At 40.9% G+C, this 15,466-nt stretch carries 10 protein-coding genes; 5 read left to right on the top strand and 5 right to left on the bottom strand.

Translation table 11 applies throughout. The annotated features are described in order from the left end of the window. Window positions 1-124 precede the first annotated feature (124 nt). The 3 genes from FRX97_RS04575 to gcvP all read right to left on the bottom strand — a co-directional run bounded on the left by FRX97_RS04575 (window position 125) and on the right by gcvP (window position 8,370). Window positions 125-2,215 carry a T9SS type A sorting domain-containing protein gene (locus FRX97_RS04575; protein ID WP_147013858.1) on the bottom strand — a complete coding sequence of 697 codons (2,091 nt, stop codon included), beginning with the start codon at window positions 2,213-2,215 and terminating at the stop codon, window positions 125-127. 937 nt (window positions 2,216-3,152) lie between these two features. Then, complete coding sequence (locus FRX97_RS04570) at window positions 3,153-5,273, bottom strand: T9SS type A sorting domain-containing protein (RefSeq protein ID WP_147013856.1); 2,121 nt, start codon at window positions 5,271-5,273, stop codon at window positions 3,153-3,155. 229 nt (window positions 5,274-5,502) lie between these two features. Then, a complete protein-coding gene (gene gcvP, locus FRX97_RS04565) occupies window positions 5,503-8,370 on the bottom strand; it encodes an aminomethyl-transferring glycine dehydrogenase (RefSeq protein WP_147013854.1) in 2,868 nt (955 codons plus the stop codon). A gap of 92 nt (window positions 8,371-8,462) precedes the next feature. Here gcvP and FRX97_RS04560 point away from each other — a divergent pair, with 92 nt between their 5' ends. Further along, complete coding sequence (locus FRX97_RS04560; RefSeq protein WP_147013852.1) at window positions 8,463-9,086, top strand: hypothetical protein; 624 nt, start codon at window positions 8,463-8,465, stop codon at window positions 9,084-9,086. A gap of 10 nt (window positions 9,087-9,096) precedes the next feature. Continuing rightward, window positions 9,097-9,924, top strand: a complete 828-nt coding sequence (locus FRX97_RS04555) for a UbiA prenyltransferase family protein (protein WP_147013850.1) — start codon at window positions 9,097-9,099, stop codon at window positions 9,922-9,924. On the opposite strand, the gene hemL is transcribed toward FRX97_RS04555, so the two are convergent. After that, window positions 9,904-11,190 (bottom strand): glutamate-1-semialdehyde 2,1-aminomutase, encoded by a 1,287-nt coding sequence (gene hemL / locus FRX97_RS04550; RefSeq protein WP_147013848.1) that lies wholly within the window; start codon window positions 11,188-11,190, stop codon window positions 9,904-9,906. The two genes, FRX97_RS04555 and hemL, sit on opposite strands and share 21 nt — an antisense overlap. Before the next feature lie 79 nt (window positions 11,191-11,269). On the opposite strand from hemL, the gene kynU reads away from it, so the two are divergent. The 3 genes from kynU to FRX97_RS04535 are packed head-to-tail and all read left to right on the top strand — an operon-like array spanning window position 11,270 to window position 14,796. After that, complete coding sequence (kynU, locus tag FRX97_RS04545) at window positions 11,270-12,553, top strand: kynureninase (protein WP_147013846.1); 1,284 nt, start codon at window positions 11,270-11,272, stop codon at window positions 12,551-12,553. Between the two features lie 14 nt (window positions 12,554-12,567). Then, a complete protein-coding gene (locus FRX97_RS04540) occupies window positions 12,568-13,929 on the top strand; it encodes an FAD-dependent oxidoreductase (RefSeq protein WP_147013844.1) in 1,362 nt (453 codons plus the stop codon). A 12-nt stretch (window positions 13,930-13,941) separates the two neighbouring features. Then, window positions 13,942-14,796 carry a hypothetical protein gene (locus tag FRX97_RS04535; RefSeq protein WP_147013842.1) on the top strand — a complete coding sequence of 285 codons (855 nt, stop codon included), beginning with the start codon at window positions 13,942-13,944 and terminating at the stop codon, window positions 14,794-14,796. A gap of 6 nt (window positions 14,797-14,802) precedes the next feature. On the opposite strand, the gene FRX97_RS04530 is transcribed toward FRX97_RS04535, so the two are convergent. After that, the gene (locus FRX97_RS04530; protein ID WP_147013840.1) at window positions 14,803-15,435 is read right to left on the bottom strand and encodes an MBL fold metallo-hydrolase; all 633 of its coding nucleotides are present in this window, start codon (window positions 15,433-15,435) and stop codon (window positions 14,803-14,805) included. Between the last annotated feature and the right edge of the window lie 31 nt (window positions 15,436-15,466).

The following is a 15,466-nucleotide window of genomic DNA, read 5'->3' as shown; positions in this document are numbered from 1 at the left end:
TGGAAATGTATCAATGAGGAAATGCAATCCAGCCGAGCAACCGAATTGTGAAACAACTAAGGTCTATAAACAAAAAAGCCCCCACACAGCGCGTGGGGGCTTTTAAAATATAGTTAGAACAATATTACTTATTCACAATCATTTTCTTCGTGATAGACTCACCGTCTACAGTAAGAGTGTAGAAGTATATACCGCTGTTGTAATTACTTGCATCTACCGAGATTATGTTTTTACCACCGTTTTGTGGTTTAAAATTTCTCTTATCCACAATTTTACCTGTGATGTCCATAATTGTAAAACTTACTGTTTTACTCGTGTTTAGGGTATATGCTATTTCGGTAATTCCCTTGAATGGGTTAGGTATGTTTTGTTCTAAACTAAACTCCTTTTCCTCATTATTGGCGATATCGGTAGTGCTGGTTTTTATGGTTAGTTCGAACATTAGGTTTTGGTCAGTTTGATACCAACTTTCCCCATTTGTGCCAAAGTCGCCGTACATAACAGAGGCCCTATCATAATTAGCTCCTTCCACGCAATAATTGATTTTCTCATCAGGGTTTACAAAAATGGCATATCTATTAAACGAACTAATTTTTAGTTCGTAGGAATCGTTATTTAAGTTGTAAATACCGCCGGTAATGTATTTTACATCCTTATCTCCCACCTGGTTTAGTCGATTCGATCGATTTTCTGCTGATAATTCAATATACCCAGAGGTTTCTCCTGTTTCCTCATTATAATACATTGCGTCAGGGGCAGCATTGAAATCGTAGTCATCGGATATTGAAAAACTTAATTTATTGGGTACCGTAATTTTACTGTTGGGATCTCCGGTGCTATCATGTAAAGCGACTCCAATTCCTGTTATAACTGTTGAGCTCACGTTTTGGGGTAGTTGTATTATTTGACCAATAGGTAATGGTTTGGCTTTAACACCATTGCTGTCAGCTGGGGATAACAAAACATCACCATTCCACGGGCCAGCGTGCGCCCAGATATCATGGGTAACCCAGATAGAAGGTGCCTTCATGGTGTCCAGAGCATTTACAAATCCATCAGGAGTCGATTTACTTGCTTTAATAAAATGAGTTATGGTCCATTCCCCTTTATAGTCTTCGGTATTGGTATATGAAGTAAAGGTGGGTAGGGTAAAATAAGTGGAACCAAAGGAAGTTAAAGAGCGCTCCTCAGAGGAGTCTATAATGGTTTTATTTAATGCTTTGTTGTGTAAAAGCACGTAAGACCTAAAAAAGGCTTCTTGAGAACCGTAATTTTTCACTTTAACGGCCATCACATAATCCTTTATGAAATCTTGTGGTAGCTTTTTAAAATCCCAACCCAAGTTCGGATTACCATAATGAGCTTCTTCGATTACTAAATCCACTTCTGGGCGTAGGTAAAGGGTAAAGTCGTCTATCCCCCAGTAATAATAATCGCTTTGTTGTCCGTTAAGATCTGGAGTACTTGCCCAAACAAATCTGAAAACCACTTGATTAAATTCGGCTGAGTTATTTGGAATAAGCTCTGCCCCCACAGGAAGAAAGGTCAGATTATCGGCGCTGGTGCTCATATTCCTACTAAAACTTGCGCCTCCCATTCCATCTTTGCGAATAACGTCCATGCTATTGGGTAGGTAGGTATTACCTCCGTCTAAAGAAATTTCTAGTTTCATCTCAAGATAAATGGAGCAACAGTGACGGTATACATTATTGATACGTATGTATAAATTTTGAATTTCTTCCTTTGGAACATTTGTAAGATCCATTATTGGGGACTTAAAGGCTGCCCAGGCTTCATGGGTGGTGGGATCTCCCGTTCCGTTTTCTTTGGTTTGTCGCTCCACCTCAAAAGCAGCAAAGCCCTTAGGAGTTTGAGATCTCATTTCCATGGATCCATGTTCGCTCCATAAAGAGGAGTCGATGTCGTGTTCCCAACTATAAAATTTTAGAGCAGTTGACGGGCGGTAAGCAGTGTCGTTGGTCCATCCGTTTAGGTCGTCGTCAAAATTGTATTCGTAGAATACGGTAGCCGACTTTCTAGCGCTTTCAGAGCTAAGCGCGCTAGCCTCTCTCCCCAGATTTAACATTTGGCTTGGGGTTAAAGTCGATTTTTGAATTTTGGCTTTTGAAATGCCTGTTTTGTTGGTGCTTTTGTTTTGGGCCTGTCCAATTAAGACAAAACACAAGCTTACGAGTAATGAAATGTAGGGTTTCATGGATGTTATTTAATCAATGGAACTAAGTTAGAAAAATAGTAATAGGAGCATGGGGGTTACATAATTGGATTTGCTCTGCTTGTCGGATTACAAATCCAACAGGGCGTCCGTTGGGGATTGAATTGGGTAGATTTGGTATGAGGTTTTCGAATTTGGTAGTAATTAGAATTCTTCGTTGTACTCCGCAGCGAGGCGCCGCTGGATTTGTAATCCTGCCGAGAGGGCTTAAGTCTAATGACTAAGTTGGTTCAATTATATATGTGCTCTGCTTGTCGGATTGCAAATCCAACAGGGCGTCCGTTGGCGCTTGGATTGGGTAGATTTGGTATGAGGTTTTCGAATTAGGTAGTAATTAGAGTTCTCCGCTATACTCCGCAGCGAGGCGCCGCTGGATTTGTAATCCAGCCGGAAGGGCTTAAGTCTATAACCCAGTAAAGTTTCTAATTTATGTGTGCTCCGCTTGTCGGATTGCAATTCCCACCGGGCGTCCGTTGAGGATGGGCTTGGGTAGATTTGGAAGGAGATTTTCGCGTTAGGTAATAATTAGTATTCTCTGTTAACTCCGTAGCGAGGCGCCGCTGGATTTGCAATCCAGCCAAGAGGGCTTAAGTCTATAACCTAGTATAGTTTCTAATTTATGTGTGCTCCGCTTGTCGGATTACAAATCCAACAGGGCGTCCGTTGGGGATTGAATTGGGTAGATTTGGAAGGAGATTTCGCGTTAGGTAATAATTAGTATTCTCTGTTAAACCCCGTAGCGAGGCGCTGCTGGATTTGCAATCCAGCCAAGAGGGCTTATTAATTTTTTAGTTTGGAAATGTATCAATGAGGAAATGCAATCCAGCCGGGCAACCGAATTGTGAAACAACCTAAGGTCTATAAACAAAAAAGCCCCCACGCATCGCGTGGGGGCTTTTATAATATAGTTAGAACAATATTACTTGTTCACGATCATTTTCTTAGTGATAGACTCACCATCTACAGTAAGAGTGTAGAAGTAAATTCCGCTGTTGTAGTTGCTAGCATCTACAGAAACAACGTGCTTACCAGCGTTCATACGCTCAGAAGCTCTGTTTTCTACAATTTTACCAGTGATGTCCATTACTCTGAAGCTTACGTTTCCAGCAGTTTCTAGGTTGTAAGCAATCTCAGTAACACCATTGAATGGGTTAGGAGAGTTTTGAGCTAACTGGAAGCTAAGTGCTTTCTCGTTGTCAGCAATGTTCTTGTGCTTATCAAGTGGCTCAACAAAAAGGTCAAGTAGTACAGCAGCATCACCAATCCACCACTGCTCACCTGCAGAACCGTAGTTACCGTAGATACGAGTACCATTATCTCCGTTATCTCCAGCAGCACAAACATTAATTGGCTCATTAGGACGAAGAACAATGTGGTAATCATCTTCACGGTTAATGTCAGTGAAAGGCTCGTCAGTTAATACGTTGTATGCATCACCAATAATTTCTACTGGAGTAGCCATACCTTCTTTTGTAAGACGAGTATCTCTAGCTTGCTGATCGTTGATTTCGATTTGTCCATTCACTTCGTTAGTACTTTCGTTGAAGTAAATTGTAAGGAAAGTCTCAGAAGCAGTTCCATTGATATTGAAATCTGGGTATTCTTCAAGAACGAAGTCCATTTGATTAGGAACAGTAATTCTTGAATCTTCGTCTCCAGCGATAGTATCGTGTAATGCAGCACGCATTTTCATTAATCTAGCAGTAGAAACGTTTGGTGGAAGCTCAATAGCTTGAGCAATACCCATACCTGGTCTTGCACCATCTCTGTGTTCTCTTGTTACGGTAACACCACCAGTCCAATCTCTTGCGTGAGACCATAGTGAAGTAGTTACTTCGATAGGCACAACTTGGAAAGTATCTAAGCTGTTTACAATTTTGTCTGGAGTAGAAGCGTCAGCCTTAATGTAGTGAGTAATGCTCCACTCACCTAACCAATCTTCATTGATATCGTAGCTAGTGAAAGTAGGATAAACGATAGCAGTATCAGAGAACCCTCCGATAGTGATAAGGTCAGTTGAATCTGTTACAGTTTTTCCTAAAGCGTCGTTAGTTAACTCAACATAAGCTCTGAATGAAGCAGCATCAGAACCGTTGTTGGTTACTTCAACACGCATTGGGTATCCGTCGATGAATTGCTCAGGCATTTTTCTGTAATCCCAATCTCCTACTGGATCACCGTAATCAGCGTCAGTAATTAATAGGTCAGTAGTAGAAGCAACTTCGATAGAAATATCATCAAGACCCCAGTAGTATACGTTAGACGTTTGACCGTTCGCATCAACAACAGAACCGTCCCATGTGAAACGGAATACTACGTTGGAAAGGTCAGCCTCGTTAGCGAATACTTCAGTACCGATAGGAACAATAGTGAAGTTATCACCACCAGATCTTACGTTACGGTTTCCACCTACGTTGGTTACACCATCGAATGGGAAAATGTTGATTCTCTTGTCACCAGGGAAAGTTTGACCACCATCTACAGAAATATCTAAACGTAATTCTAAGATGAATGAACAACAGTGACGGTATACGTTGTGGAAGTACATGATTAACTCATCTTTCTCAGCAGCTGCAGAAGAAAGGTCCATTACTGGAGAAGTTAAACCAGCCCAACATCTTTCGGTGATGTAAGGAATTCCATTTTCTTGTGTTTGTCTGTCAACCTCAAAACCTGCAAAACCTTTTGGAGATTGAGAGTTTACTGCTTGAGCAGAGAAAGGACCATCTAAAGTAGAATCCGTTTGGTGCTCGAATCTGTAGAAAGTAGGTACAGAATCTGGAATGTTAAGGGTATCTGGGTACCATCCTTCTAGGTTGTCATCGAAGTTAAAAGAAGCAACTACATCTCCTGGAGTTTTTCTAACGTCCATCATTTTCATTGCTCTAGCCTCACGACCTTCAAGAAGTGCTCCTTGTTCAGTTTGAACAGGTGCTCCAACCTTACCAGGAAGGTGTGGTAAATCTTTAGTGATTGCACTTTGAGCAAAAGCTCCACCCGAGATAAGGGCTGCAACTCCTAATGCGTAGATTTTTTTCATGTTATATAATTTTCACTTTGGTTGAGGGGCAAAAATATATATCTGTTAAGGTTAAGATAAATTGAGAGCCTATAAATTATAAGCCACTATTGGATGACTAACTTGTTGTTTACCCCCTTAACCCAACCTTTAAAAGAAGTTAACTGTTATTTAATGCAAAAAAAGCCCCAGAAAAATCTGAGGCTTCTCAATTATTTGATTTAAAATCCTGATTGATATCAAAATAATCTTACATATATTCTTCCAATGGTGGACAGCTGCAAATTAAATTTCTGTCTCCAAAGGCATTATCTACTCTTGCTGTTGGACTCCAATACTTAGTTTCTTTCAAGTATGGTAGGGCAAAAGCAGCCTTTTCTCTATCGTAACCATGGTTCCAATCCGAGCTACAAACATGATTCAAGGTATGCGGTGCATTTTTTAGAACGTTGTCATCTCTATCTTGAATTCCCAAAATTACTTCCTCCATTTCTTGGTGGATGCAAAGCATGGCATCACAGAAACGATCTAGCTCTTCTTTGCTTTCGCTCTCTGTCGGTTCAATCATTACCGTACCTGCAACGGGGAAAGAAAGGGTTGGTGCATGGAAACCAAAGTCTATTAAGCGCTTTGCTAAATCTTCAGCTTCAATTCCACCTCTTTCTTTAAATCCTCTAAGATCTACAATCATTTCATGAGCTACCGTACCATTCTTACCTTGGTATAATACAGGGTACTTTTCCTGTAACCTAGCCTTAATATAATTGGCGTTTAGGATGGCGTGTTTGGTTGCTTCTTCTAAACCATCCCTACCTAACATCTTTAGGTATCCGTATGAAATAATAAGGATTAATGCCGATCCGTATTGCGCTGCAGAAACTGCATTAATATTGGTTTCCTCGTTGGTAAGCGCTACACTATGGCCCGGTAAAAATGGCGTTAGGTGTTCTGCAACTCCAATTGGCCCCATTCCAGGACCTCCACCACCATGTGGGATAGCAAAAGTTTTGTGAAGGTTAAGGTGACAAACATCGGCCCCGATAATTCCAGGATTGGTAATTCCAACCTGAGCATTCATATTAGCACCATCCATATAAACCTGACCACCATGCTGGTGGATGATTTCAGTTATTTCTAAGATATCCTCCTCAAACACTCCGTGCGTACTAGGGTAGGTTACCATAAGCGCTGAAAGATTTTCAGAATGCTGCTCTGCCTTGGCTCTTAGGTCGGTAGTATCGATGTTTCCGTTTTCGTCACATTTAACTACTACTACCTTCATTCCAGCCATTACCGCAGATGCAGGATTGGTTCCATGCGCAGAGGCTGGAATCAACACAATATTTCTGTGCTTATCACCATTGTGTTCGTGGTAAGCTCTAATTACCATAAGACCAGCGTACTCACCTTGCGCACCTGAATTTGGCTGTAAAGAAACCGAATGGAAACCGGTAACCTCGGCAAGCCAAGTACTTAAAGTATCTAAAAGTTCTGCATATCCCATTACCTGTTCAGCCGGTGTAAAGGGGTGTACCGAAGCAAATTCTGGCCAAGTGATTGGTAAAAGTTCGCTGGCTGCATTTAATTTCATGGTACAAGATCCCAAAGGAATCATGGAGTGCGTAAGCGAAATATCCTTGTTTTCAAGACGCTTTAAATAACGCATCATCTCAGTTTCTGAGTGATATTTACTGAAAACAGGATGTTGTAAGTATTTAGAACTTCTTTTAGCAAAAGCAGGGAAGTTGTTTTCGAATACAAAATCTTCATTTCCAAGCTCCACGTGATCTTGCGTGGCAAGATTTGCAAAACCTCTTACCAAACGATTGATGTCGTTCGGAGTTGTAGCCTCATCTATGGAGATACATACTCTGTCTTCTTCGTGACGAAGGTTAATTTCCTCTGCAATACAGAAATCTCTTAACGCCAATTGCTCTGCAGCATCCATTCTTACGTAGAAAGTGTCGAAGAATGGAGCTTCGCTTACATCGTAACCTAAACGCTTAAGCTCTCCGTGAACTTTAGAAGCCTTGGCATTAATAAATTGAGCAATTTTCTCTAGTCCTTCAGCACCATGGTAAACCGCGTACATAGATGCCATGGTTGCTAATAGTGCTTGTGCAGTACAAATGTTAGAGGTGGCTCTATCTCTTTTAATATGTTGCTCGCGGGTTTGAAGCGCCATACGCAAAGCACGGTTTCCAGCTTTGTCCTGACTTACCCCTATAATTCTTCCAGGAAGTTGTCTTTTAAATTCATCTTTGGTAGCGAAAAATGCTGCGTGAGGTCCACCATATCCCATAGGAACTCCAAATCTTTGCGCAGAACCAACAACCACGTCAGCTCCCCATTCACCGGGAGGTGTAAGCAATGCAAGAGCCATTAGGTCACTGGCAACAACCACCTTAATTCCGTTGTTGTGGCATTCTTCAGTCCACTGGCGGTAATCTTCTATTTCACCGTATTGGTTAGGATATTGAATTAGCGCTCCGTAGTACGATTCACTTTTATCGAAATCTTTCCAGCTTCCAAAAACGAGCTCAATTTCAAGAGGTGTAGCTCTAGATTTAAGAACATCTATGGTATGAGGGAATACATTTTCATCCACAAAAAACTTGTTCTGACCGGCCTTTGCTTTTTTGCGATCGCGTGCAGCAAAAAGCATAGACATTGCCTCGGCCGCTGCAGTGGCTTCATCCAATAATGAAGCATTAGCCATTTCCATTCCGGTAAAATCCATTACCATGGTTTGGAAATTTAAAAGCGCTTCTAATCTACCTTGAGAAATTTCTGCCTGGTAAGGGGTGTAAGCAGTATACCATCCTGGATTTTCAAGAACATTACGTTGAATTACCGGAGGGGTAATGGTACCGTAGTATCCCATCCCGATGAAAGACTTAAATAACTTGTTCTTAGCAGCAAGCTTTTTTAAATCGTTTAAATATTCGTATTCGCTTTGTCCTTTTGGAAGATTTAATTTCCCCTTTAATCGAATACTTGCAGGAACCGTTTTTTCAATCAGTTCATCAATCGAAGCACATCCAATTGCCTTAAGCATTTCTTTTTGGTCGTTTTCATTGGGACCAATGTGTCTCGATGTGAAAGTTTCTCTTACCATAGCGCTGCGGTCTATCTAAAAATTGGGTGCAAATATACGTTAACTACCTACATTAGCTAATGTTATTCGTCTGATAATTATATCCGTCCCCAATGCGTATTTGCAAGTTCCCAACAGCTGTTCGCCTAATATGTTTCCTCGTTTTTTTCGGGGGCTTTAAGACCGTTGGATTTGCACAACTTTTTTCTGATAGTGCAGCTTATGTTCATATTGTTTTGGTAGATGGTGTTTCCCTTTTTGGAGATTCGGTAAAGCACTATAAAGAGCGGATTCGACTTTTTGATACGAAGCTGAGTAATTACAAGGTGCGAAGCCGGGATATATCCCATTTAGAAATCTTTAAAATGGTTAAGGGGAGATGGGATTCAATTTACTACAGCGCCAATGATGGGGAATGGAACTTTTTTGAAATGGAATCCATGATTTCTGGTCGAAGAATGGCTTTTAACCAGGTGAAAGTTTGGCATCATGTTGCCCTTGGATTTTCCGTAGGTGTCATAACAGGATATGCTTTAGGACCATCTATACCCAGTATTGGCATGGGCTTTGTTACAAGCTATGGTTACCTGCAAATGCCCATTTTTTCTGCTCGAAAGCGAACTTTCATTAACGATTTCGAGAAAAGAGGTTTTAAACAAGAAATAAAAGATAGTAGGTATATTCCCTTTCTCTTTGCTAACTTGGTGGGCATAGTTGTTGGCGTAAGTCAACTTTAAACCCTACACTATGTTGCCTAATTTCTGGATTAACTCTTGTTTGCACATTTCATTTTGTGCTGGATTTTTAGCTTTTGCCACTTCCCATTTTTTCGATAACGATGATCCTTGGGGTATTGCCATCATGACCTTTTTTGGAACTTGGTGTATTTATCTGGCTCAAAGATTGTTTAAAGGAAAAGGGGCAGGTTTAACCGATGTGCATGAGCACATTATTAAAAACAAAACCATATACAGTTATGTGGCTACCCTCTCTGGTGTTGTGGCAGCGGCCATTGCTTCCATTAAAGGAGTGAACGTCCTCCTGCTAGCTGGTCTTGGTTTTGTCTTCTCGGTTTTCTACGTGTATTACCCAAATAAAAAGGGGAGTTTGAGAAAATCGCCGTGGTTTAAAATTTTCCTAGTTGCTTTAGTTTGGACTATCGTTACTACCCTTATTCCTGCGGTGGATAATTACAGCCGTATAAATGGCGAAGACCTTAGTTATTTTGCTGCGGAAAGGTTCTTTTTTATCTACCTGCTTACCATCCCATTTGATATAAGAGATATGTTGCGGGATGGGGTAAAGCAGAAAAATTTACCTGCCATTTTAGGTGCGGTCCGGACTCGGGTTTTGATGTCCCTGGTATTTTTATTCCTGGCAATTACCGTTTTGATGCAATGGAAAAACGGCCATTACGAAGAGGAATTTTTCATCCCCTTGTTGGCCGTTTATGCATTAATATTTGTCTTGTGTTTGATGGCAAAGCAAGAATCCAAAGAGCGCTACTTTACTTTGGTTTTAGACGCAACTTTACTCCTGCCAGCTGCGGTATTGCTATTCGAAGGTAGCTTTTAAGGCATCCTTAAATTTCACTGCAGCATCATTTAGCACCGATTCGCTATGGGCGTTGGAGATAAATCCAACCTCATAGCCACTTGGTCCCATATAAATTCCACGCTCTAATAGGTTGTGATACAACTTACTAAATGTTGGCATTTTCGAAGCGTCAATTTGGTCAGCTCTGCTGATGTCTTTTTTACCAAAAACGCACCAGAAAATAGATGCAATGGTGGTTAGGTGGAAATTGTATCCACGTTTTTCACAAAATGCATTGATGTTGCTTACAAAATCTCTTGTTCTCGACTCCAACTCCTGGTAGAATCCAATTTTGGAACATTCTAATAATTGGTGGTACCCAGCGGTCATTGCTATAGGGTTACCAGAAAGTGTTCCCGCTTGATAAATCTCACCTTCGGGAGCCACATGAGCCATTATTTCTTTTTTTCCGCCGTACGCACCAACTGGGAATCCTCCACCGATGATCTTTCCGTAGGAAATTAAATCGGGTTGGATATCGTAGTAACCAGCAGCGCCCGAGAAGTGAACTCTAAACCCAGAGATAACCTCATCGAAAAATAGAAGAGCTCCGTGTTTCTCACACAGGTATTTAAGGCCAAGAAGGTATTCTCTTCTTTGTTTTAGTAAGCCGTTGTTAGCGGGTACCGGTTCTATAATTACACAGGCAATTTGGTCCTTAAATTGTTCAAAGGCCTCCTCAACTACTATTAAATTATCTAATGGAAGAATGATGGTGTCGTTTACTACAGACTCTGGAATTCCTTTACTTGTGGCCGTAGGAGTGTCTGCCAATCCACTTCCAGCTTTTACCAAAAGACTATCAACATGTCCGTGGTAGCATCCATCGAATTTTATGATTTTGCTTTTACCGGTATATCCGCGAGCTAGGCGTAGTGCACTCATTACGGCCTCAGTTCCCGAGTTTACAAATCTGATTTTGTCTATGTAGGGATTGTTCTCGAGTATAAGTTTGGCAAGTTTGTTTTCAGCGGTGGTTGGAGTACCGAAGGAAGTTCCTTTCAAAAGAGCTTCACCAACATTCTTTACAATTTTCTCGTGGGCGTGCCCTAGAATAAGTGGTCCCCATGAGCAGCAAAAATCAATGTATTCTTTATCGTCGACATCGGTAATTTTTGCTCCTTTTCCTTCCTTCATGAAAAGAGGAGTCCCCCCAACAGATTTAAATGCTCTTACTGGAGAATTTACTCCTCCTGGGAAATAAGATTTAGCTTCTTCGAATAAGGTGGCGGAATGATTGCGCATATAAAAATTGTTTAGGTCTAAAATCCTTTTGTGAACAGGTCTTTTAGTTAATTTGCAAACTTAACAGAAAAACAACGGAATGAGTTTTGAGTTTAGCGCGGATTTCGCCAAAAAAATGGATGCGTCTGATCCTTTACTGGATTTTAGGTCTGAATTTGAATTTCCACAACACGAGGGTAAAAACGTCCTCTATTTTACTGGAAACTCGCTTGGACTGATGCCTAAAAAAGCCAGAGCAGCGGTAGAATCTGAGTTAAACAATTGGTCTCAATTGGCGGTTGAAGGTCATTTTAAAGGTGATAACCCATGGTTTCATTACCACAAACTTACCAAACAAGGAAGTGCCTATATGGTAGGTGCCGAGGAAGAGGAAGTGGTAGTAATGAATGGGTTAACAGTAAATCTGCACCTGATGATGGTGTCTTTTTATCAACCTACAGCCAAAAGATTTAAGATTATTTGCGAAGAAAAGGCCTTTCCTTCCGATCAATACGTATTCGAAACCCAAGCTAAATTTCATGGATTTAACCCCGAGGAAGCGATAATAGAAGTTGGTCCAAGAGAGGGTGAGACCTATATTAGGGAAGAGGACATTATTTCAACCATAAAAGAACATGGAGATGAAGTTGCCTTAGTTCTTTTCGGGGGTATTAATTATTACACTGGGCAGCGATTTGATATTAAAGAAATAACCAGAGTAGGCCAGGAAGTTGGAGCCAAAGTAGGATGGGATTTAGCTCACGCTGCAGGAAATATAGAGTTAGAGCTACACAAGTGGAATGTCGATTTTGCCTGTTGGTGTACCTATAAGTATTTGAACTCTGGTCCAGGTGCTCAATCTGGTGTATTTGTGCACAAGCGCTATGCTAATGATCATACGCTAAATAGATTTGCAGGCTGGTGGGGATATGATCAGGCAACTCGTTTTAGAATGGAGAAAAATTTTGTTCCCATGAAAGGTGCAGATGGATGGCAGTTGAGCAACGGTCCAATTTTAGCTTTTGCACCGCACAAATGTGCATTGGAACAGTTTATGCGTGCCCAGAAAGAAAACTTGTTTGCAAAAAGGGATAAGTTAACAGGGTATTTGGAGTTTATTCTCGAGGAGCTGGCGTCCAAGTATCCCGATTTTGGATTTAAAATTTTAACACCTAAAAATCCGAAACAAAGGGGAAGTCAAATTTCTTTATACGTTGAAAACCGCGGTAAAGAAATCTTCGATTACCTAATAGATAACGGAGTAATTCCAGATTGGAGGGAGCCAAATGTTCTGCGTTTTGCACCCGTTCCGATGTACAACTCATTTGAGGATGTGTATCAGTTGGGTAGCTTAATGCGTGAGGTTTTGGAAAAACTTAAATAGGAAGGAAGAGCTTTTTGAATTCGAAAAGAGGAAATAGAGTAGCAGTTGTAGGAGGAGGATTAGTGGGCTGTGTTCACGCGTTGTTCTTGGCGAAGCGCGGGTTCGATGTTACTGTTATCGAGCGAAGAGGTGATCCTAGAAGGGAGAATCTTTATGCTGGTAAATCGATAAACCTGGCACTTTCTCACCGTGGTTTAACGGCGCTTTCCAAATTGGGCTTGGATAAAATTGCTTTGAGCATAGCGACGCCAATGCGAGGCAGAATGATGCACGATGAAACTGGAAACCTCACCTACCAACCCTATGGAATTAACAACGAAGCAATATATTCCATAGGAAGAATAGAACTAAACCGGGTACTTATTGATGCGGCAGAGCCCATGCCAAATATTCGCTTTTTGTTTAATCGAAAGGTGAATTATGTAAATGTATATGAGCGTTTAATTGCCGGTTACGACGAGGTTAAGAAAGAAGATTTTAGCGATACCTACGACTACATTTTCGGCTCAGATGGAGCCTATTCTGTGGTAAGACAGGCGTTAATGAAGACCGACCGGTTTAATTTCTCGCAATCATATTTAGATCACGGCTACAAAGAGCTACGCATACCGCCAGCAGATGGAGGTGGGCACAGAATAGATCCCAATGCCTTGCATATATGGCCCCGTGGAAAGTATATGTTAATCGCTTTGGCGAACATAGATGGGAGCTTTACCTGTACCTTATTTATGCCCTTTAGTGGCGACCCTGGGTTCGATCGTATTAAAGACGCCCAGCAGTTGGAGTCTTTCTTCAAAGCAAACTTTCCAGATGCCTTGGATCTAATGCCAAATTTATTGGAGGATTACTTTGAGAATCCAACCTCATCATTGATTACCATACGTTGTCAGCCTTGGAATTACAAGAACAACGTAATGCTGATTGGCGATGCATCGCACGCAATTGTTCCATTTTATGGGCAGGGAATGAACAGTGGATTTGAAGATTGTAACGAATTCGATAAACTTCTTAAAAAGTACAACGGAGAGTTAAGCGAAGAGATGTTTGCAGAATTTAGTGCATCCCGAATACCCAATACCAATGCCATAGCCGAAATGGCGGTGGAAAATTACTTGGAAATGCGCGATGGAACGGCAAACCCTATGTTTCTACTTCGAAAGCGTATAGAGCATAAAATGGCATCTAAATATCCCGACCAATGGATTCCGAAATATTCGTTGGTCACCTTTAGCAACGCATCCTATTCTAAGGCGCAAGCCATTGGTCGAAAACAAGCTCGAATAATGGATAAAATCATGTTGCATTCTAAAATTGAGGAAATTTGGGATAGTCCAGAAATTGAGAATGAGATACTAGAATTAGTATCTTCGAGCTGATTTTTTGCTGGAATGAAGAGAATTCTTGTTATAATTTTAGTCTTATCTGCTGTTGTTCAGGTAGATGCTCAATACAAAAGACGTTTAAATCCCATTTTTACCGAGGCCATAGGTTACCCCAAAGGCGGGTGGTTTTTTGAACCGGGAATTACCTATGCCTACACCCAAGGTGAAATGAAAAATCGCATTATCAAAGAAACTCAAGATTCTTTGGTAGTAGCCGATATAACGCCATCTAGTTTCCCTTTTATTTACCTGGGAGCGGGTAGATTTAATTTACTTCCCAATAGTCCATTTATTAATCTTATCGATTATGGTTTGGCTTTTAAGGGGGTAATTTATAACCAAGACACTAGAGGAAATCTATTTTTTAAAGACGATAATTCAATTCCACCAGAGCAATTCGACGATGAGGGTCGTTGGTCTGATTATAACATTACCGCCAACCTTAATTTGAACCATTACATTCAAATTAGTGAGAGCGTTTTTATTATGCCAGGAATGGGATTAAACGCCGATTTTCGCGTGGGTGGTACGGAGTCTTACAGTATCCCAGATACTTCAATTACTGGTTATAGATTTCCAGAGACAGTACGTTTCTTTGCTCATGCACGTATTAACGTGGGGATAAAAATTCACAGGGAGTTATTTATTGTGCCAGGGTTTGAAGTGCCATTGGTAAACCTAAAGCAAACCCAAAATGCAAAGGTTACTCAAACTTATTGGAACAGTGAGTACTGGCCTATGCTTTTAAGTGTTAAGGTTATGTATCATAAACCTCCACGTAGAAAGCCTTGTAAAGTTGGCGTTTCGGATATTGATCTCAACAACACCCGAAGACGCAAAAGGAAAATTCAGCTCTATTAAAAAGCACTAAGCACTAACGAATGGGTTAGTGCTTTTTTCTTTCCCTATAGTTGTTTCTGGACCGTGCCCGCAGTATACTGTATAGTCATCTGGAAGGGTGTACAATTGTGTTTTAATACTGGTGGCCAGGGTGTCGAAATCACCCCCTGGAAGGTCGGTTCTCCCAATACTGCCATCAAATAACACATCTCCGGCGATAACCATTTTTTGCTCGTGAAAAACAAAAACTACGTGTCCAACACTATGTCCTGGGGTAAAGCGGATTTCGTAGTTTATTCCCTGGAACTGATATTGACCCGGTTTAATGGATGCATCTGCCTCAGGTACTTGAAAGTCGGGGATTCCAAAAAATGCTGCAGATTTTGGAGCCATTTCGTAAGTGAATACATCCTTTTCGGGAATGCAAAACGGAAGTTTATACTTGTCCATAAGTGCCTCTGCACCAAATACATGGTCGAGATGGCAGTGGGTAGCCCACAATCCAACCAATTCTAATTCGTTACTTTCTAGATAGTCTGTTAGAATTTTTTGTTCTGCGGCGTTAAAACAACCGGGATCAAAAACTATTGCTTTGTTGTTATGGCTAAGCACATATGTGTTTTCTTGAAATGGGTTAAATGTAAATTTCTCGATGTGCATGTGATCTTTAATTTTTGTTGAAATGCCTTAA

Origin of the sequence: Luteibaculum oceani (assembly GCF_007995015.1) — a bacterium.
In the GTDB taxonomy this organism is placed as follows: domain Bacteria; phylum Bacteroidota; class Bacteroidia; order Flavobacteriales_D; family Luteibaculaceae; genus Luteibaculum; species Luteibaculum oceani.
The sequence above is the reverse complement of the archived record's forward strand: the minus strand, read 5'-3'. Positions and strand labels throughout refer to the sequence as shown.